This window comes from Ornithinibacillus sp. FSL M8-0202 (assembly GCF_037975285.1).
In the GTDB taxonomy this organism is placed as follows: domain Bacteria; phylum Bacillota; class Bacilli; order Bacillales; family Amphibacillaceae; genus Ornithinibacillus; species Ornithinibacillus massiliensis.
This window is the reverse complement of record NZ_CP150248.1, coordinates 1,966,106-1,986,651: the sequence shown is the minus strand read 5'-3', so window position 1 is coordinate 1,986,651 and position 20,546 is coordinate 1,966,106. Positions and strand designations below refer to the sequence as shown.

Genomic DNA, 20,546 nt, shown 5'->3' with positions numbered 1-20,546 from the left:
AATAAATTAGCCTCATATAGAGGTCTATTTATACATGAGTTCGTCTTTTTTCTGATAGTACTGTAGTTATATTTGAAAAAAGACAGAAGGGACATCGGGGGTTACCGTTGTGCCTTCTGTCTTGAAAAAACTGATAGATTTCACGTACCCCTTAACAGAACTGACAAATCTCAAGGAGTGAGAGGCGCCTCCAAGTCTGGTTCGTTTAGGATTATGATATGGTCGAGGTCGATTGGGACACCGGTATAATATCTTCTGCCATTAGATGAATGTTCTAAAGAAAGCTCTACACCATCTTGATAAGTAGGAATCCAGCCAAACTGCATCATTTGGTCAGGGAAAACAGCGTTAAAGAATCCATTCGACGGGGAGGCTTTGCCCATGTCATTAAATGCATTCAACCCATTCCTCCGTTAGCTTCATCGCTCCATAGGACTCGTTAAGGGATACGGTTGTTCGCAGTTGGATTTTAGGATAATACGTTTCTTTCTGGCTCCCTGCCCCATCACTCGTTATACGAAAGCTTCGATCACGTAGGAGGAAGTAGTCCATTGTAGTCATCTTATCCTCCGGGTGCATATTCCACACGAAGTGGTATGTCGACGGGTCTGCCGGATCAATTTTCCATACCATCGGCGTACCTCGCGAAGAAATCATGGCAACTCGCCATTTATGTTTATTCCAAATCCAATAGCTTAAACCATAATCATCCGTATCAGATATAAAAGGCACCAAGACATGCCTTTCATCCAACACCAGTGTATCTTGGATTACACTTGCGTCAAGGTAAGGATCAACATCATTAAGCTCGACTATTAGCTCTTCCTTCGATGGAAAGGAAGTAGGCTTTGCGAGATAAAACCAATAAATCCCTCCCATTATTAAGACAAAGGCTACACCAATACCAATCCTCTTCTTAATCATCTTCACTCCACCCCCTCTATGATGGATTCAGCAAAGCGAAAATAAAGCTGATTTTCGGCCGTTGTAATTAACAGACCCCTTCCATCATTTTCAATAAAGATAACGGGATGAAGACCACTGCCCCATGCTGCAGAAGCTCCAACCAACTGATAAGGGAATCGCTCATCTCTCTCATTCGTATCAACATGATTCATATAGGTATCCTGATACCATTTATCACTGTATATCGCTTCCGATTTCATCGTATGTAGTTCCTTATCTAATCTATCTATATTTAATTTCCCGTCCGCTATCGCTGACGGATGGATTGGTACAAGAGATGCATTTTCTATTTTGGCCATATACGTTGTTGGTTCCTCTTTCGGATACACGACATCATCAATCGGCATAGCAAGGAATGTTGACGCCAAAAAGAGAAAGTTCGCCCAAAATCCTAACCAAGCAAACCGGCGATAAGCTTGCCAGTTCTTATTCGTCCATTTAAACATAATATATAATGCCCAGACACCCAATGGTAGGATGGCCAATTTTACTAGTACATCAAACAAATGCAAATCAATCGAAAACGAAATAAGACCAATGAGGAGGATCACCGCTATCTTCCATACCTTTGGTTTGTCCGTTTGCTTCTGGTATATTCGGTATGCTAAATAGGCAATAACACCCCAAACAAAACAACTAGTTACGATGGTGATTACATTATCCGGTAAGTTAAAGTTTATCTCCATCCAAGCTCCCCCTCTTGCTGTTTGAATTTCTGCTTCCCCTTCACAATTAATGGTAGATTAAGCTCCTATAGCCCTAATTAATTCGTCGTAATCGAGGAGTTAGCTGTCTTAGAATTGTCATCCTTCACACAATCAATCGCAACCACAATAGCAATCATAATCGTCTCCATCGCTTCATCCAATATCTCGACCTTGTAGCTGTCCCCCCATGAGAACCATACCTTATTCACTTTTCCCACGACCTCACCATGCCGCTCTACTTGGAAATTCATATCCCACCAATTACCTCGAATTTCAATACCTACTGCATCAATCGTATAGCGAGCCTTGAAGAAGGATATTTCCTTCTTAATCGTTAACACCTCTTGTCCATTCACCTCAACAAAAAACTTCGGCAAAAAACTAAATACCTTCTTCGTAACCGTAGCAACCTCATCTCTTGCTGTATTCATAATCGAGAAGGTCTTAGGGACTTTCATGAAGCTGCCCTCCACGAAATAAACATCGTTCTCCTCCTGATCCTTCACTGTAAATTTCTCACCTATACTGAACACCTTTTGCTTGATATAGAGTTGTTTCGTCATGATAAGCCTCCTGTACTTAGATCGGTAAAACTGCTTCTATTTACATATTAACATAATATTCTAAAGGTTATATACCCTCTCAAATAGGTGATATATAGCTATTTTATCAATTATGATCACGGTAACCTTGAGTATTATTTAGTATTTTATGACTATTTATACAGTAAATGTTATTCTATGTAATGTAAATGGGATATGCTAAAGGAGGATTTTATGAAAAGTAAAATTATACGAGAGGCGTTAATTTTCGTTGGGGGTTTTATTGTTTTATTAATTTCCTACAGCACCTTTGCCTATTTCAGAACTGACACGTTAGATTTGCAATATAATATCCCTCGCGCCTTTTTTGTCATTGTTTTTATAAGAGTAGTATTATGGTTGTTAAAAAGTAATGGGAAAAATAGTAAAGCATAAGAAACTCCGTTCGTTCATCTTCATTTTATCTACTGTAGTCTCATAATTCTGCGGGACATTTATAACGCTCAAAAGTTAAAATTTCTACTCATCATCAGAGAAATTCCTATACTATAAAAAACAGATTGTATCGAAGTTGTTTATAGGCCAATAAAAATATTATTTCCTCCCAAAAGTATTCACAGCTACTTTAAAACGAAAAATTCTTATTGACAACACACAAACAAGTCGTTAGAATTTATTTAACCATTAGAGGATTCGAGTGATTATTATGTTAGAGCATACATCCCAACAATTAAATCAGTTCTTTTTTAGCTATTTTAGATAACGTCTATATGCCATCACGGATATAGACGACCTATATCTAAGATGGCTGATTAGCATGTAAAAATGTTTAACCAGTCACAGGAGAAATCGAAGTGGCTGGTTTTTTATATTTTCTAGACCATTTACGTTTCTCTCCTTTTCCAGAGGCTGAAGCATAAATGGTCTTTTTTTTACACTTTAAGAAAGTATAAAAGTTAAAAGGAATAAAGTATTAGCAAAACCAGGGCAATCCGTGCCTTTCAGGATTGGCTTGCCTAGTTTTCTTATCATCATTAGAGGAGTGAGTATATTGTTAATTGGTTATCAAGGTGTGGAAGGTAGTTACAGTTCGATCGCATGTCAAAAGTTTAGCGGGGAAAATAATTATCAGACGAGAGGGTTTCGTACCTTTCGATTGTTAGTGGATGCATTGCTACATGATGAAGTCGACTATATTGCTCTACCAGTTGAAAACTCAACAACAGGGCCTATTACAAGAACGATCGATTTATTGAAGTATTTAGATGTAGCCGCTACAGATGAAATCTATGTAAAAATTGATCACGCACTCATTACAAAGCATCCAATCGAGCTGTCGGAGATCACCAAAGTATATTCACATCCAGAAGCACTGGAGCAATGCTATACATATTTAAGCCAGTATCCGCATATCGAGGTTCTCGAATATACAGATACAGCCGGTGCAGTTAAACTAGTTAAAAATTCAAAGGACAACACCATCGCTAGCATAGCGGGTAGCCACGCCGCAGAATTGTATGGCATGACAGTGATTCAAGAAAATATTAACGACAATCCATTCAATACGACACGTTTCTTATTCTTTAAAAAGCAAAAGGCTCTAGTGAATCAAGTACAAGATAAAACATCTATTTACGTCGAAACAGCTCACAGTACTGGCTCACTAAGCGATATTTTAACCATTTTTAAACAGCATGATACTAATTTGCTCAACTTAATTTCCCGACCGATTCAAACGAAACCATTCGCATATGGGTTCTTTATCGATATTGACAATGGTCTTGGTAACGAAGCACTTAATATGGCTCTAATAGAGTTAAAAGATATTTGCACATATATCAATATTTTAGGCAGTTACCGTAAAGGTAAAATCCCAACATACAAAGGAGCCCTACAAAATGAAACAACTATTAACAGCTAAAAAACACCTATTCACCCGAATTGCGATTGGATTCGGACTCGGAATCCTGTTTGGTATACTTTTACCCGAACTCGCTATTCAAGCAAAATTCGTCGGCGATATTTACTTAAATTTAATTAAGATGATGATTATTCCTATTATTTTTGTAGCAGTCTCCACTGGTATTATTAATATTGGCAGCTCCAGTGATCTCGGTCGAATTGGCTTTAAGAGTATTGTTGTCTTTGTTGTCATGTTTATCACCACAGCAGCAATTAGTTTAGTCATTTCCTACTTGATTCGTCCTGGTCAGAAGATTAATATTGATGCTGTCGGATATGATGGTGAAATCACCGAACCAAGCTTTGCCGATTTCTTTATGAATATCGTACCAAGTAATCTATTCCAGGCGATTTCTGAAGGGGATATTCTGGCAACCATTTTATTTACGCTTATCTTCTCCGTAGCCATTGTGGTGATTGGGAAAGAGGCAGATCCAGTCAAAACGTTTATCAACAGTTTGTCCAAAGTTATTTTTAAAATTCTTGATTTCATCATGGAACTAACCCCTATCGGAATTATTTCTCTGATGGCATTCGCCACTGCTGAATATGGTGCTAGTATTTTCTCTGCACTTGGTTTATATATTTTCACAGCATATTTCGCATGTATTATCGTATTTATCCTTGTTATGTTAATTCCTGCTTGGTTATATAGTAAACTCAATCCGCTTGATTTTATTAAAGGCATATACAAAGTGTGGCTTGTATCTCTATCCACAACAAGTTCTGCTGTAACGATGCCAACAACAATGCGAGTAACCAGAAATGATTTTAAAGTTTCCGAAACCATTACTAACTTTGTTATACCATTGGGGACGACCATTAATATGGCCGGCGGAGCAGTATCGTTTAGTCTACTTGCTGTCTTTGTATCCGACTTTTACAATATTCCACTCGGTGTTGGCCAAATTATTTATCTCGTTATTATCGCAACGATTTTAAATATGGCAGCACCCGGTATTCCAGGCGGGGGAATTGTACTCGGGGCATCATTCCTTACCCTTCTTAATCTGCCAGTTGAATTAATGGGCCCTATCGCAGCCATCTATCGATTACTTGATATGGCATATACGACCATGAACATTACTGGCGATGCCACCGCAGCAGTTCTTATTGATAGATCGGAGGAGAAGCGGGTTTTAAAATTGAATAATTCGGAAGCTTTAATTAGTTAAAGGCGAAAAACAGCATTGGGATGTGATTCTCAATGCTGTTTTCTTGTCTAGCAAACTACTTTTTAACTATGAATAGTGGTGTTTGGGGGCAAGAAAGCTGAAACGTTATTATAAGAACTTGTCTATTAATAGAAAGAAAAATGCTATAATTATAGGTAAAAATACACATTTTTTCACTTTTCAGGGGGCTCTTAACATGATTAAAAACAAAAGGGATGTGAAGCATCTAGTAGCTGAATTAGGAAAGATTCGGAGTAATTTAGACCTATTCACAGAGGAACGTTTCAACCAAGAGATTACTTCTTTATGGGATGATTTGAAGTTTATGGAGGGCAATGAAAAGTTAAAGTCGATGCCGATAGATGTTATTTCTACTTTGGAAAAAGGGATGCCAATTAACATTTTAGTCAATCACGGCTTCCAAAGGATTTACGATATAAAAGATCAAGAATCCAACGATCTCTCACAAATAAACGGCATTGGAGAAAAGAGTGCTTATCTAATTTACAATGCTGTCGCAAAACTAAAGAAATCCGCTTATCAACAAGCTATTCCCCGAGTAGATCCAGATCACTTATCTAGGAATCATACAAAACTACTAGAAACAATTTATAAAAAATGGGAACTTTTAAAGGCTGTTAAAGATTTAAAAGATGATCTTGATCATTTTAAAAAGGCGATTACTCCCGATTTGGATACGATAAAAAAGCAAAAAGGCTTTATCGGCTCCCTTTTCCAATCAAAATCTGAAAAGGAAAAAATTAAGGCTGCATTTGAAAATCTTAATCAGGAGGAGTACAAAAAAGAGCTATATAACATAAGAGGTAAGCTAGATTATATTCTTCACTTCCGTGTGAGTGAGGAAGAGTTAATCCAACACTTTATAGATAAAAATGCCTCTTATTATACGGAGATTGAAAAGGTTACTCACTCTCAACCGGTTGAGTCGCATGAAAGTTTACCGACTGACATCGTAGAGGCGGTTAATAAATTCCCTTTAAATACAAGCGGTCTAGAAGTCACTTTAAGATATTATCAAGAGTTTGGCGCGAAATATGCGCTCCATCATAAGCGGACTTTACTCGGGGATGAGATGGGATTAGGTAAAACCATCCAAGCCTTAGCTATGATCAATCATTTGGCACAAAACGGGCAAAGCTATGCCCTAGTAGTTTGTCCTTTAAGCGTCGTAGCAAACTGGAAGAGAGAAATTAGTCTTCGTTCTACATTAAAAACATTTATCTTCCACGGAAATAAACGTGAAGCCGAATTTGAAAGATGGCAAACTATTGGTGGTGTTCTTATTACAACCTATGAGCAAACATTAAAGATGAATTTTGAGGATGAACACTCCTTAAATGTATTAATTGTCGACGAGGCACACTATGTAAAAAATCCTGAAGCTAGACGCTCCCAAAGTGTATATAAACTAGCAGGTATTGCGGAATATGTATTATTCATGAGTGGAACTCCACTGGAAAATAGGTTAGAAGAAATGAAGCAATTAATGTCTGTTTTGCAACCAGAAGTCGCTGAGAAATTATCACAAGAGTTGCATCTACTTCAACCAAGCAAGTTTAAACATGTTGTGGCACCCGTTTATTTAAGACGAAATAGAAAAGAGGTGCTCAGCGAATTGCCTGAACTAGAAATCATCCCACAGTGGGTGAATTTTGGAGAAGAAGAAGAGGAGTATTATCTCCAAGCAGTCATGGAAAGTAAGTTAATGGCTATGCGACGAGCAGCATGGCGAGGTGGTTCACCAAAAAAATCACCTAAATTAGAAAAACTATTAGACATATGTGAAAAAGCAGCTGATAACGGGCATAAAGTATTAGTATTTTCCTTCTTCAAAGATGTCATTCATACAATTCAACAACATTTAGAAGGCAAGACATTCGATGCCATTACAGGCGACATACCAAATGCTAGAAGACAAGAAATCATTGACGAATTCACAAAAGCCCCGCCAGGATCGGTGTTAATTAGCCAAATTACTGCCGGTGGAGTCGGATTAAACATTCAAGCTGCAAACATCGTGATTTTATGTGAGCCGCAATGGAAGCCCTCTATAGAAGAACAAGCCATTAGCCGAGCATATCGCATGGGACAATCTAGAAACGTGATTGTATACCGACTGTTAACCGAAGAAAGCATCGATGTAACCATGCTAGAAGTATTGGGTCATAAATCAAACTTATTCGATCTGTACGCTAGAGAGTCCAATGTCGCTTCACTTGCGCTAAATCAACATGAGGAAGCTGAGGAATCAGTTAAACAGAAGGTGTTGAAATTGGAGAAGGAGCGTGTGCAGAGGAGTTTAGAAGAAAGTTTGTAAAGGATAGTTTTTGTTATGGTGCGGTTCACCGTACCGGTTTGTAGGGTAAAATAACTTACAAAAACCAGCCTACAGTAACAAATTTCGGTACTTTCATATTATAATTGGATTATAAAAACTTAGAGGAGAAGATTGATGTTTGGAACTATAATACAAGATGCTTATAAGGAAAATGAAAAAGATGATCTAGCCTATGCTATTAATGATATTTGTAATCCCAATGACAATAATGGTTGGGCATCTGCAGGTATCTACTGCTTTTGGAATTACCAAACCCGTGAAATTCTGTACATCGGACTAGCTAGAAACCTGTCAGAAAGATTTAAACAACATAACGGTTTAATCACCATTGATACAAAGGGATGCAAAGTCGAAAATATTAATGAATATTTTAAGGAGAATGAGAAAATGGGATTCTCTATTTTCGTTCAATCTTCACATCACCAGCCTGTTACTAGCAGAAATATTTTTGATTTATTCCGTAAAGACCCTGAATTAGTTAATGTTAGGGACTATGACGACGAACCTGTTAAACAAGATTATATTATGACTGAAGGAATATTGATTGAGTCGTATAAGAAAGTGTATAACACTATTCCACCTTGGAATAAAATTTCCGGATCAAAAAAAGGGCAATTGGCAAGTACTATTGGAAACTATGAGATTGTTAGAATGTTCTCAAGCAATGATCCTTCTCCCTTACTTGCCAGATACTCAATACGGGAAATATCTAAAAATCCAACTTATGAACGTTATGAACTCTTTTTACATACTGCAAGACAACAAATGCTTACAACAGGTATTACTTTTTTAGATGCAATAAAATTTTCTAGAAGTTTTGACATGCTTGAGACATATGAAGAATTATTTAGTGTAGAATATTTTAATAGGATGTTAGACATATAATAAAAAGGGTAGGATTTATTATTTTATGAACCCTACCCTTCAAACTATATAACTAGATTTTCATATCTTTATCAAAATCCAACCCACACTTATAAAGCGGTTAGTATAACCAAATGCACAAAATGTTACTTTTCATAATCCATATCCACTTGAATACCAAGTAATTTACTTTCTTCTGATTCATCAGTTAACTCTAAAATTATATTATCCTCTATAACCTTTTGGTAATCATCAGTTTGCATAAAATCTTTAAATGAAAACAATGTATCTTCGTTAACACTAGCGATATATTGAAAGTTATTTTTTGTAGATTTATTATATGCTAAATTAAATAAGGTACACCTCTGCCTCGGATCCATATTGCTATATAATCTACTGTCATGAAATAAGAACTTCATATTGTGATTTTGTTGTAGTAAAAGTAAAGTCATATCGAAACAAAAAATTTTAACTTCATTTACTCCATCAGATGAATCGTCTTGTATCTTAGCGGTTATATTGTACCTTAGAGTATTTTCTCCCTCATTATTTTCTATTGTTATACCACCAGGCTTATTATAAAACTCTTTAGCTAACTCCCGGAAGGTTTGCATAATTCGTTCAAGTAAATCATCTATCCCTTCAAGATATTCATCCGTTATTTGATCTTGTGTGGTAAACTCAGTTTGTAAGGCTTTTACTTTCTTCTTATAGGCTTTAAGGATTTCTTGATACTCCTCAAGCTTTTCATGCTTTATTTTCAAAGCACTGAGTTTATTATTTATAGAAATATATTCGTCTAAAGCTTTATGGGTATCTAAATAACCCAGGAATTCGTCTATTTCATTCCCTATTTGTTTTATCTGATTATTAATATTGGATAGCTGTGCTTTTTTCTTATTTAATTCCTTGTACAATCGATTTTTCCTTGATTGTAATAAATCCTCATGAAAACTAACTGTTTTCTCAATTTCATTAGCAATCATTTCGGGAATTTCCTTTTCCGCATTCCTATATAACTCCATAACCTTCCTTACGGATATATCGGGCTTTATCTCCAACGACTTGTTAATGCTTCTAATAGCATTATTTATAATTACCCTTTTGTTCTCTAAGCTTGCCCTTTTAAACTTAGCGTTGTCTGCTTCCTTTTCAATCTCATGATAATTATCGGATATCTTTAAATTATCTATTTCATCTTCAAGTTTATTGATTTCCTCCTCTAAATCTAAAATTTCTATCTCCGCATCATCTTTATTATCAAAATAACCCTTTAAAGTAGAATCATTTTCAATATTTTTTGCCAAATCCTTGGTTGACTTATGCTCATCTCTTATTCGCTTTTTGTTTTCAACAAGACCAATATCCAATCCTAAGAGAAAAGAATTATTTAACAATTTACTGTAGTCCTGTTCTTTCTTTACAAAAGTGTCATAATGAGAATAACATTCTCTATCTCTTCTTATAAAACGAGGAAAAAGCGTGTTAAAGGTTAGGCTTTTAATTGGTGATTTAATATTAAATGCCTTGGGTAGTAATTCATTACGAAATGATGTCAACGTATGTTTCTCATTATTAATGTATAACTCATTTTGTTTGGAGGTATTACGATGTAAAGAGTACTTTTCTCCATTAAGTTCAATATCTAGCCTAAACTCCCAACCTGGAATTTTATCCTCAAAAACCTTTATTTTATTCGATCCTAAACAAAAATGAATCAGGTATATAATTAAAGATTTACCAACTCCATTATATGTATTTCTATTATCTGAATTATTTGGATTAGCTTGACGGCCAACAATCAAATTCAGTCCATCCTTAAACTTAACCTCATGGAAGCTGTTCATATTGGAAGATAGCTTTATTAGTCGCATCTTATAAGACGCCCCCCTTTATCTGTATCAAGCAAACCTATAATATATAAGTAATCAAGAGCTAAAATAAAATTATCAAAACTGTGTTGTGTAGGAAATGAGTTAGACTCAACACTTTCAATAAAATCCTCCCATAATCTATCAACATCTTTTGGAGTATCTAACAACCCTAATATAAATCCTCCCAATCCAAAAAGAGATTCCGATAATTTAATGTGTTTTTGCGGTAGTATCATAAAACATTCACACCCTTGGGTTCCTCAAAAATATCACACGATTCAAAGTAATGAGCCATCAAAACTAAAACAGTATCTTGTATAGCTTTAGTATGCTTTGGACAACTCTTTTCTAAAATATAATAAAAACGTTTGTCTGCACAGTATTCTTCATCATCCGGTATCTCTTGCTTCGCCACCAAGTACATATCGCTAAACTTTTGCTTTAATTCTTGTCTTACATAATCACTATTTTTCGAAAAATAATCTTCTAAAAAACCTTCACTATAACTTCCGGATACCAACATATCATTTATTTCATCACTTAAACCATTAAACTCAATTTTTTCATAGAAGTCAGGAACTACCATCTTACTTTCAGCGGTAAATGTAACCGGTGAATTCATAATAAACTCAATTACTTCATTTAGAATATTAAAATCTAGCAAACCAATATTAGCATCTGGTAAAAATCCTATTACATCATAAATATCTTCCAATTGTAAATTCATAAGGACGTCTTCCAAATCTGCTGCAGAAAATAATTTACATTCTACCTCTTTATTTTCATTATCTAATTGAATCATTTCTTGAATAAGCGGCGCAGGAGTTCCCTTATATTTGTCATTAACTACAAAATAGAAATGTTTTATTGGACATATTGAGTCCCATTGCTTTTTAAGGCCTTCAAAATCATTTCTTAACTTTGATACTGCATCATTTATTGTTTTCCTTTTACTTGAATCTTCCGGGCCAAATACTTGATAATATGTACCTGTTTGTTTGTCAAATCCATCATTCTTCATATCACCAACATTACCGTATGCTTTAACTAATTCAAAATTTTTATTGCTCTTTTTCATTATTTTAGTGAAGAGGTTTTCGAATGCTTGACCATCACTTTCATGTATAACTAATTTAAATCTCATTCTAATAATATATGTATTGTTAATACTCAATAATATCCCTCCTTTAGCTTGTACTAAAAAAACAGGATCTTACCTTTTTATTTTTTAATATGTGAATGAATTTCATAATTCTTAGTCCATGTCTCCCAACGGTTTTGAGAGTTGAAAAAAGAAGCACCTCCCCAAATCTTGTATAATGGTAGTTGACTATACAACCATAAAAAGACTGAAGGAGTGCTTCTTATGACCATTATACGACAACCAAGTTTATTTGGCATCCAGGAATTATATGACATGGAGCCTACCCAAAAATATGATGCCATTATTGCAGCGATAGACTTGGATAAAATCTATCATGTAGTAACGAAAAAATCACGACTTGGCGCACCGGAAGAACTAAACTATGCCGCCATGATTATCTCTATTTTCGTTAGATATATTGAGCGTATTCCGATGGTAAAGGATCTTATTCAACGCCTCAAGGATGATATTACCTTTAAACTAAATTGCGGGTTCCTAGTTTCAGATAGGGTACCTTCTGAATCCTCTTATTCTCGACTCCTAACGAAATTAGTGGAGTCCAATATTTTGGAGGATGTATTTGAAAAAGTTGTCCTCCAAGCAATTGAAGAAGGTTTTATTACAGATGATACAGTCGCTATTGATGCCACTCATTTTGAAGCTCGTGATCAAGCACCATCAAAAGAAGAAAAGTCAAAACCAGAGCCGAAAAAACGTGGTCGCAAATCCAAAGAAGAGCGTGACCAATGGCTAAAAGAACAAGCTGAAAAGGAAGCTAGTCTGCCTCTTTATGAAAAGAAAATTGAAGCTCAATTAGACGCACCTTTAGATGAATTACGCTCTGAAATGCCTGTAGACCCGAAGTGGGGTGTGAAAAAGAATTCAGAAGGTAAGAATGTTTTTTGGTTTGGCTATAAAGGTAATTTAGCCGTTGGTACGTCGAGTCAGTATATTCTTCAGACTGCTTTTTCTTCCGGAAACTTACATGATAGTAAAGCAGCGATTCCTTTACTGAAAGGAATCCATGAAAATTTATCTCTTTCTTCCTTGTGTTATCAAACCATGGACGCTGGCTATGATTATGAACCCATCTACGAACAGGTACACCGCATGGGACAACGCTCAATCATCGCATACAACAAGCGAAATGAAAGAGAACCAATCGGTTTTGATAAACATTTTGCCCCTACTTGTTTCAGAGAGCATTCTTATCGTTACGACAGTTTTGATGCCAAATATGAAACCTTAAAATATACAAGACCAAAAGAATGTAGTGACTGTCCATTGGCTAACGAAGGCATCTGTCAAAAGGTTTTTAAAATGAAAATAACGACAGATCTTAGAAAATATTCGGCACCAGCTCGTGGATCGATGGCATGGAAAAATATTTTTAAACGTCGCACTGCGGTCGAAAGAGTTAATGCTTATCTTAAAGAATTCTTTCAACTAAACAATGTTCGATATCGTACTGGAAAGCGTGCAAAAGGTCATTTTGACATAGTTACGCTTGTTTATAACGCTTCAAAGTTAGCGGCAGATCGTATGAATGCACAATTAATTCAGCAGCAACAAGCCGCGTGATTATTGTTTTTTAAAAGTATATTTTAGAAATTCTGTAGGTCTGTGAATTTTTAAAAAGAGCAATTATGAAATTGATTCATGTAAATGGCCCTAGTATTTTACTATAAATATTACTAGGGCAAAACTCTCATTCTATTCTACCAGGTTATTTCAATTATTCATACTTAGGTTGGAGAAAGGCATAATTAAGGCTCATTACTAACAAATTCTGCAGACTTTTGAATAAAATCTATCATAATCCCTGATTTCATAAGTAAGATAGATAGCTTCTATCTTACACTAAACCATCAATTTCCAAGGATATTTGAGGTTAGACCCTCTTCCTATGATTCCAATAGCCAGGTGAAAAGGTTGTAGTAAAGTTCGAGTATGTTAGACACAAAAAAATCTGACTTTCAAACATAATTGTGTTATTACTCTTCCTTAGTAATATACCAATGATACGGAATTTCCACCAAGAAGTATGTACCAAACTCATCATCGTCATGTCCTAATCTAGGCAGAATTTCATATGGGACTCCCTCAGTTAGTTCCTCTAAAACAAAATGTGCACTTCGATATGGTTGATCAACAGCAAATCCTCTTGATGATAGATAAATTGACTCATCATTCGATAATGAACTTTCATCAATTTCTACGCGTATTCTCAGTCCGGTATCATCGTCGTCACCTTCCACATATACTGGTATAACCCTTCCTATTTCTTTTGCAATTAATTGCTTTGCTAATTTTTCTACCTGGTTAAATGATATATATAATGAAATATAGGCTGGCTCTAGGTCTTTAAGCATTTGCTTTCCTCCCACTTTGTTTTGAATTTTAATTCAAACATGCATACGGATTATTTTAATTACCTTCTTGTATTACTTCAATTAATTCATCGGGAATCTCCCCATTATCAAAGTAGTCAGACAGCAGGTTGAACCAAGATTCTTTTGCATTGAAATTACTATGCTTTCTATTTTCTATTGCATATTGGATATAATAATCAGACTTACTAGTTAAAATGGCAATAATCCTTATAAAGACCTCTAAGTCAGTTTTACCCTTAGCTTCCTTCTTGAATGGATCTACCTTATTTCTATAAAAGTAATCGTCGATATAATCTAATCCATCATGGACGAATTCATTTCTTGATTTACATACTTTATCAATTGCGCTAGCTTGATCTAATTGCCCTAGGGTAACTAGATGATCTAACAAAAAGGTTAATTTCTTTTTTCTAATATGCTTATCCTCATTTTTCTTTAATAGCATTACTTCTGCTGCAATATTGATGTATAAAACAGCATCAGATTCACTGTCTAATGAGTTGGATCGTTTACCGAAATTAATTGCCTTCATAAAAAACTTTAAAGACCTTAAAAATCTAGCCTTTAATTCATCAACGTCGTTAGTTTCTTGAGACCACCTATATAGGCTTATAAAACGCTTTGTATGTTCCCTATTTTTCAGCCACTCAAGATCAAAGCTACAATTGTAATTAAAATTTAAAGGAATATGTATCCAATTTTTCTCTCCATGAATTGCAATATGCCTGTTTATTTTATCATAATCAATTAAACCTCTATTTTTGATTAACTGTCTAAATCCAACAGAGATTTTAGTGTTTTCAAAATTAGGGTATATGTAAGCTCTATACATAACGTTTAATAAACTTACAGCATAAAAAGCGCAATCAGAAGCAATACGGTTAACGCTTGAATATTGATGGCGTATTTTAATCGCGATTATCGGGTGCGATAAAAAAATGGGTGACCTTGAACGTATTGTGTGTTCAAATCTTGAATCCAACTCCTGAGCAGGGAGGTTGGTAATCTGTTTTAGTTGATTCAGTTTATGCTTTTTATCGTCGCCTCCAATGATATAGATACTTTCGTCTAAGCAAATCGTATCATTTAGAGTTGCATTCACTAACGGGAAAACTACCCAATAATCACCAATATTAATTTCTAAATTCTTTTTTAACAATTCGAGAACGGAAAGAGCATCATTTAATTCAAACATATTCTTGTCTTTAAAGTTAAGCCAATTGAAAATATCAATGAGCCAGCCTTCTGTATCTTCTATATCAATGATTTCAGAGAACTCTTTATGTTGGGCTATTGTTGTAATTACCTTCCATGTCTCCTTGTCCTCTAATCCACAACTCCAATTCTTTCTATCGTGATTGTACCGTAATAGAAATAAAACCCTTTTTGCCAACTTTTCCATCATTAACCGCCTTCAATAATCTAATCAATTATTCTGGTACATACATCTTCTGCAAAGGCAACAATGCCCTAACATCATTCGGCATATTCTCATACCACTTTACAACCAAATCTACTAATTCCTCCAAATCTACCAACCTAACAGAATTATGTCTAGCAACCGCTTCTGCTTGTGATGTAAAACCACCAGTTGAAACAAATAAACTATTAGCATCAATCGGATTTGCCCCTAATAACTGCTGAATCTCTGGTGCGGATGCAGAAGATTTACGATGCTTTACTTGCACTTTTATAATAGGCTTTTCAAATCCAAAGGCATCTTTATAAGCCAGTACATCTACTCCACCATCAGGCCCCTTTGGACTTACCCGTACATTGTAGTCCATCGCCTGCAAAAGTCCTCCAACCAGTTCTTGCATTTGCCATGGATCAAGTTTATCAACTTTGTCTTGTACCATTACCAGCGCCTTATTAACCAAGTCTTCTATTATTTCACTTTCTTCAGCTTCATCTGTTTCCTCCGGTTCAACAAAGGGGTACTCTAATAATCTTTCAATCTCACTTCCCCAATCATCCACACGAAACACTGTTAATACCGAACCTAAACTATTCTTTGCTGCTTGTGATAGTGTGTCTCTAATAACTGTAGTTTCTTCCCATTCCACCCTTATATTATTTGGATATGCAGGATCCCCTATTGACTCATCATAAAAAGGATCTTCAGTTACAGTTCCAACTAGATATTCTCTAGTTTCTTTAAAATAAGTGATAACTCTATCGTCCTTCTTTATTTCTCTGCTGAAACGCCATACCTGGTTAATCCAGCTCTTTCTAGTATTAGGTTTATTATCAGCATATACAGTACTTGCTTTAGTTAACATTTCTTCCTTCGAACGATATTGTTTAGGATTGCCCAATTTCGGCCATCCAATGGAAGCAATACCTTTGTCCTTCCATATTGGAATTAATTCATTGTTATCTCCCGCACGAATCATCCACCATTTTGTCATATAATACTCCTCCTATAATTAAAGAAAAACCCGAATCGATATTGCGCTCTTGCAAATCTCATCGGGTTATACAATCTTCTGATGCACAATGTTTTTTTACTAAGAACTTCTATATCCGAGTCAAAATCGTTAATAGTTTTTTCATATTATCTATTTTATCAATTATAATAACTCATCTAATTCATTAAGAGCATTCTTTAGTTCTTTGAGTTCATCGATAGTCAGAGTTATACCCTTTCCCATTTTCTCTCTTTCTGGAGACCAATCTCTAATATCATATTTTGGCTCTCTTCCATTCCAACTTATTAGATTTAATTCTTTACTCCAACCTTTACCTGATTCTGATAAAACTGAAATCGTGTCTAGTATTTCATATTTTAAATCACTCATTTTCTCTCCTCCAATGGATATAATTCTTCAACAATTTCGATTTCTTTCTCGCTAAAGTTCAATATATTATAAATAATTGTGTTAATATTACTTTCGAGTTTTAATATCTCGCTTAAGTTTTCTGGATAATTTTTAGATAACGACAAGTCTAATATCCTATCAACTATTGCTATCATTTTCTGTTGCACATCATTTTCAATTATAGGTATAGGTATTTCAGAAAGGGGCTTTTGGAAAAGCTCTAAAATTTCACCCTTACGTTTACCCTTATGATACAACCAAAAATAATATGGTTTAGAATTTAACAATCCTAGTAATGCCTTCAAACTAACATTTGGATTACTCGAAGTAATTACATAAACATCAGACCTACAAAACCACTCCATTTTATTCCATGCAAATGAATTTATTTTAGTTCTATAAGGTACTACTAATTTTTCCCCAATAAAAATTTCTTCTTTTCTGGCCCACTGAAGCTGATAATATTTTATTTTTTTAGTTCTTACTTCCCTTCTCGATTCAAGAATAGTTTTAAATTTGGATAAATGCGCTTCAATATTTGGGTAATCTTTTAAGGATTTTATGGACTTGTCTAGGTATAACAACTTCCTTTTTTCCTTAATACCACAATGATATGTTCCAATTTCAGAGTTTTTAAAAAATGGTCTGAGTAGTCTTTTTTCCTCATCGTTAAACGATGAAATAGCAGATACATCTCTTGTGTTATTTAAATCAAAGACAAAAATACCATCGTTCATTTCTATTTGACTTGTATCCTTCAGTTTATTTATATTCCTTCCAGATACATAATCACAACCACTTACTACACCCTGATTAATATCAACAATTTCGCCTAACCTTCCTTTTAAACTGCTCATTTTATAAAGTATACTATCAATATTATTTTCACCTATATTGTTAGCTCCACTTAACCGAATGTAATTTTCTTTTCCTTCGTATAAGTTGTCCTGTTCCACTTCAAAATATGATGTTTCTTTATCCTTCCAACTAACAATTCTTGATAGTACCTCTGGTGTTGCATTTCCCAACCGATTTGTAATACATGTTTTAGCTAAAAAATTTGAATCACTATTATCTTTTGTTATCATAGTAATCATGTTGTGTTGGCCTCTAGCTGAATCAAATATTTTTAATTCATTAAAATTAATCAACTTCCTAATTTTGGATCTCTTCAATAAATCATTTCGAAGTTTCCTTGCACCAAAAGCAGTTGGATAATAATTTGTCGTAATAAAAGATATTTCACAGTTTTCCTTACCTAAATCAAGCCCTAAATGGAAGAAGAAATAAAACAAGTCCATTTTACCTTGGTAATATTTATCTCCAAAACTGGTCTTAGCAATTGGACGGAATAATTCCTTATTACCACTTTCGCCAACATATGGAGGATTTCCAATTACTACATCAAACCCTCCCCTTTCTCTGAATACTTTTGCAAATTCTAGTTTCCAAAGAAAGAAAGGTTTTTGGTTATTTACCTTCATACTCTTATATTTTATTAAGGCCTCTTTATTCCCATCATGCTGTAATTTATATTCAATTAAGTCATCACGGATTTGATCAATTTTTTGTTTTAATTCTTTCTTCTTGCTTTCATCATCCTCATCAAAATACTTATCTTGTAAGACAAACATATCTTTTAATAATTCATCGGTATTATCAATTAACAAACTTAATTGAACAGCTAAGTCCTCGTGTTGTTTAGAAGAATTACCCTTAGTTTTCCTTAATACATTTTCATCAAATAGCTTTATTCCTTCGTATTCATCTATTAGACTATTACCAACAAGTATATTGCAGTCTAAGTTAGGTAATGGATGTGGATCTGGCGTATCCGCATTAATTTCCTGTTCAACTATTACAGATAACCATAATCTTAGCTTAGCAATATCCACGGCACTTGCTTCTATATCAACCGCAAATATAGAGTTTTTAATTGTCTCCCATTTAAGATAATAAGGAGAACGTTTTTTTCTAATTACTTCCTCACCATAAACAATCCCAAAAAAACCTTCTCTGTCCTTTTTAATGAGGTATTCCGTTATATTATTTCTTGCTCTCACTATCTCACTTAACATTCCTAATGGAAATGCTCCAGAACCAACAGCTGGATCTGCAACCGTGATGTTTTTTAGGGCGTTATCTATTTGTACTATGTTTTGTAGAATCGTATCTTTAATTGTTAGCCCCTTTTTATATCCTACACCGCTACGACTATCAACATCTTTAATTAAATCACCGTAAAGAATAAATTCTTCAATATCTTTTCGTGGTATGTCAATCTCATTCGATAGATAATTAATTAAACTTTCTTGACACATGTAATGGACTATTTCTCTCGGAGTGTAATATGCTCCTTTTGATTTTCTGTCTTTTACTTCTAATAAGTTTTCAAATATTTTACCCAACATTTCCGGATCGACGGCTACATCCATCTCTAAAGGTTCTGCTTCATTAATTGTAAAGTTAAACCTTTCAAAAATATCTAGAATTCCATCTGCTTCTTTTCCTTTATCTCTTACATTAGAAAATAGTTCATTTGGAATTTTAAAATTTACATCTTTCCACCTATAGCCTTCTAAGGGTTCAAATAGACCTCCATTGAGGAAAGGTATTTTACAATTAAATCTTTGGAAATATTGATTTTTTCTCTTTTTATTTAATGCCTCATAGAATAATGGCTCTAAAAAGTCGTCAAAGAAGTTCTGATTTGTTTTTTCTTGACAAAAAGTAAATATCTCCCTAATAAATGTTTTATTTCCATTACCCCATGGTTCTTCAAATTTAGAACCTATGAAGCAATCTGAGAATAATTCTGCTTCATGGTCACTCAAACTATACAATGATTTCGATGTTAATTTCCTGTGACCATCTCTCGTCTTAATGAAAGTCTTGTCTAATACCGCCTTATGGATTGTATCTAGACCCCTATATATGTCATTAAAATCTTTTTCTGACAATGTTCTGCTCTCTGCCAGAATTCTAACTCCTAACCAGCCTTTCTTTTGAAGAAAATATAGAAAAGCTAATTGTCCCATCAATTTCTTAGCAAACTGTTCAGCAAACTTATCAACCTCAAACCCAAGTCTACCTGTCTCTTCAGCAAATGCGACATTACCTTCGAGATATTCTTTTAGTTCTAGATATTTTAGTTCGTACTGTTTATAGAATTCTTTAGTAACCTTTTCTACACTGAAAGCATCTTCTATTTCATCTAATAATGGATTATCATCATCTGTCTGAAAAATTTCAAGCAGTTGCTTTTGAGCCGTATGGTTAGGCTCCCCCTCACCTACAAGGTAGGAATATCTTCTTGCCGGTGTTAAATCTAAAGAAAGGCCTTTGTCATCGAAAGTATAATCTAATCTTACAAATGACAATCTCCAAGTTGTTTCATCTGGAACGTAGAAAGCAACAATAGCTGCATCATATCCTTGCTGTTCTAACACCTTAGAAATAAAGTTACGTTGTAAAGTTCTTGCCCGATCTACACTGTGACTTTTCTTTAGTTCAACACTTAAAATAATTAATTCATTATCCATTCTGTCAGTATATTTAGCAATTAGAGAGTATGATGTAACATGGTCACTATACTCTTTCCATATACCTGTCTTTCTAGTAGCTTGTAGCATTTCCGGTTCATTAAAGAACTCTTTGGCAAATGACTGAAAAAGATTTATATCATACTTTGATTCAAATACTCTTTTTAATTGCGATAGTTTTGCTGACTCATACATA

Annotated in this window: 18 protein-coding genes; 6 read left to right on the top strand and 12 right to left on the bottom strand. The window is 34.6% G+C overall.

Translation table 11 applies throughout. The annotated features are described in order from the left end of the window. Positions 1 to 170 precede the first annotated feature (170 nt). The 4 genes from MKY78_RS10380 to MKY78_RS10365 all read right to left on the bottom strand — a co-directional run bounded on the left by MKY78_RS10380 (position 171) and on the right by MKY78_RS10365 (position 2,236). On the bottom strand, positions 171 to 401 hold the full coding sequence (locus MKY78_RS10380) for a hypothetical protein (RefSeq protein ID WP_339217766.1): 231 nt from the start codon (positions 399 to 401) through the stop codon (positions 171 to 173). Next, positions 388 to 924 (bottom strand): hypothetical protein, encoded by a 537-nt coding sequence (locus MKY78_RS10375; protein ID WP_339217764.1) that lies wholly within the window; start codon positions 922 to 924, stop codon positions 388 to 390. The genes MKY78_RS10380 and MKY78_RS10375 overlap by 14 nt, the downstream gene beginning before the upstream one ends. A 2-nt stretch (positions 925 to 926) precedes the next feature. Next, positions 927 to 1,652, bottom strand: coding sequence for a hypothetical protein (locus MKY78_RS10370; protein ID WP_339217762.1), 726 nt, complete (start codon positions 1,650 to 1,652; stop codon positions 927 to 929). Between the two features lie 77 nt (positions 1,653 to 1,729). Beyond that, positions 1,730 to 2,236 carry an LURP-one-related family protein gene (locus MKY78_RS10365; RefSeq protein WP_339217760.1) on the bottom strand — a complete coding sequence of 169 codons (507 nt, stop codon included), beginning with the start codon at positions 2,234 to 2,236 and terminating at the stop codon, positions 1,730 to 1,732. 213 nt (positions 2,237 to 2,449) lie between these two features. Between MKY78_RS10365 and MKY78_RS10360 the strand changes: the two genes are divergently transcribed. The 5 genes from MKY78_RS10360 (at position 2,450) to MKY78_RS10340 (ending at position 8,596) form a co-directional block, all read left to right on the top strand. Then, complete coding sequence (locus MKY78_RS10360; protein ID WP_339217758.1) at positions 2,450 to 2,650, top strand: hypothetical protein; 201 nt, start codon at positions 2,450 to 2,452, stop codon at positions 2,648 to 2,650. Positions 2,651 to 3,257: 607 nt separating this feature from the next. After that, a complete protein-coding gene (locus MKY78_RS10355) occupies positions 3,258 to 4,136 on the top strand; it encodes a prephenate dehydratase domain-containing protein (RefSeq protein ID WP_339217756.1) in 879 nt (292 codons plus the stop codon). Then, on the top strand, positions 4,114 to 5,352 hold the full coding sequence (locus tag MKY78_RS10350; protein WP_339217755.1) for a dicarboxylate/amino acid:cation symporter: 1,239 nt from the start codon (positions 4,114 to 4,116) through the stop codon (positions 5,350 to 5,352). The genes MKY78_RS10355 and MKY78_RS10350 overlap by 23 nt, the downstream gene beginning before the upstream one ends. Before the next feature lie 196 nt (positions 5,353 to 5,548). Then, positions 5,549 to 7,690 (top strand): DEAD/DEAH box helicase, encoded by a 2,142-nt coding sequence (locus MKY78_RS10345; RefSeq protein ID WP_339217754.1) that lies wholly within the window; start codon positions 5,549 to 5,551, stop codon positions 7,688 to 7,690. Positions 7,691 to 7,825: 135 nt separating this feature from the next. Beyond that, complete coding sequence (locus MKY78_RS10340) at positions 7,826 to 8,596, top strand: GIY-YIG nuclease family protein (protein ID WP_339217753.1); 771 nt, start codon at positions 7,826 to 7,828, stop codon at positions 8,594 to 8,596. 125 nt (positions 8,597 to 8,721) lie between these two features. On the opposite strand, the gene MKY78_RS10335 is transcribed toward MKY78_RS10340, so the two are convergent. Genes MKY78_RS10335 through MKY78_RS10325 form a run of 3 tightly spaced genes read right to left on the bottom strand, consistent with a single transcriptional unit; the run spans position 8,722 to position 11,623 of the window. Continuing rightward, positions 8,722 to 10,449, bottom strand: a complete 1,728-nt coding sequence (locus tag MKY78_RS10335; RefSeq protein ID WP_339217752.1) for a DUF2326 domain-containing protein — start codon at positions 10,447 to 10,449, stop codon at positions 8,722 to 8,724. Continuing rightward, a complete protein-coding gene (locus MKY78_RS10330; RefSeq protein ID WP_339217751.1) occupies positions 10,440 to 10,685 on the bottom strand; it encodes an ABC-three component system middle component 6 in 246 nt (81 codons plus the stop codon). The genes MKY78_RS10335 and MKY78_RS10330 overlap by 10 nt, the downstream gene beginning before the upstream one ends. Next, entirely contained in the window at positions 10,682 to 11,623 is a 942-nt protein-coding gene (locus MKY78_RS10325; RefSeq protein WP_339217749.1) for an ABC-three component system protein, read from the bottom strand. The genes MKY78_RS10330 and MKY78_RS10325 overlap by 4 nt, the downstream gene beginning before the upstream one ends. Before the next feature lie 192 nt (positions 11,624 to 11,815). Between MKY78_RS10325 and MKY78_RS10320 the strand changes: the two genes are divergently transcribed. Further along, positions 11,816 to 13,174 carry an IS1182 family transposase gene (locus MKY78_RS10320; RefSeq protein WP_339214434.1) on the top strand — a complete coding sequence of 453 codons (1,359 nt, stop codon included), beginning with the start codon at positions 11,816 to 11,818 and terminating at the stop codon, positions 13,172 to 13,174. Between the two features lie 413 nt (positions 13,175 to 13,587). Here MKY78_RS10320 and MKY78_RS10315 read toward each other — a convergent pair whose 3' ends face one another. From MKY78_RS10315 to MKY78_RS10295, 5 genes are all read right to left on the bottom strand, one after another. Beyond that, entirely contained in the window at positions 13,588 to 13,965 is a 378-nt protein-coding gene (locus MKY78_RS10315; RefSeq protein WP_339217747.1) for a hypothetical protein, read from the bottom strand. Positions 13,966 to 14,020: 55 nt separating this feature from the next. Next, complete coding sequence (locus MKY78_RS10310; protein ID WP_339217745.1) at positions 14,021 to 15,388, bottom strand: hypothetical protein; 1,368 nt, start codon at positions 15,386 to 15,388, stop codon at positions 14,021 to 14,023. Between the two features lie 28 nt (positions 15,389 to 15,416). Next, the gene (locus MKY78_RS10305; protein WP_339217743.1) at positions 15,417 to 16,397 is read right to left on the bottom strand and encodes a restriction endonuclease; all 981 of its coding nucleotides are present in this window, start codon (positions 16,395 to 16,397) and stop codon (positions 15,417 to 15,419) included. 162 nt (positions 16,398 to 16,559) lie between these two features. Next, positions 16,560 to 16,787: a PC4/YdbC family ssDNA-binding protein gene (locus tag MKY78_RS10300; protein WP_339217742.1), complete on the bottom strand. Its 228-nt coding sequence runs from the start codon at positions 16,785 to 16,787 to the stop codon at positions 16,560 to 16,562. Further along, the gene (locus MKY78_RS10295; protein WP_339217741.1) at positions 16,784 to 20,545 is read right to left on the bottom strand and encodes an Eco57I restriction-modification methylase domain-containing protein; all 3,762 of its coding nucleotides are present in this window, start codon (positions 20,543 to 20,545) and stop codon (positions 16,784 to 16,786) included. The genes MKY78_RS10300 and MKY78_RS10295 overlap by 4 nt, the downstream gene beginning before the upstream one ends. Between the last annotated feature and the right edge of the window lies 1 nt (position 20,546).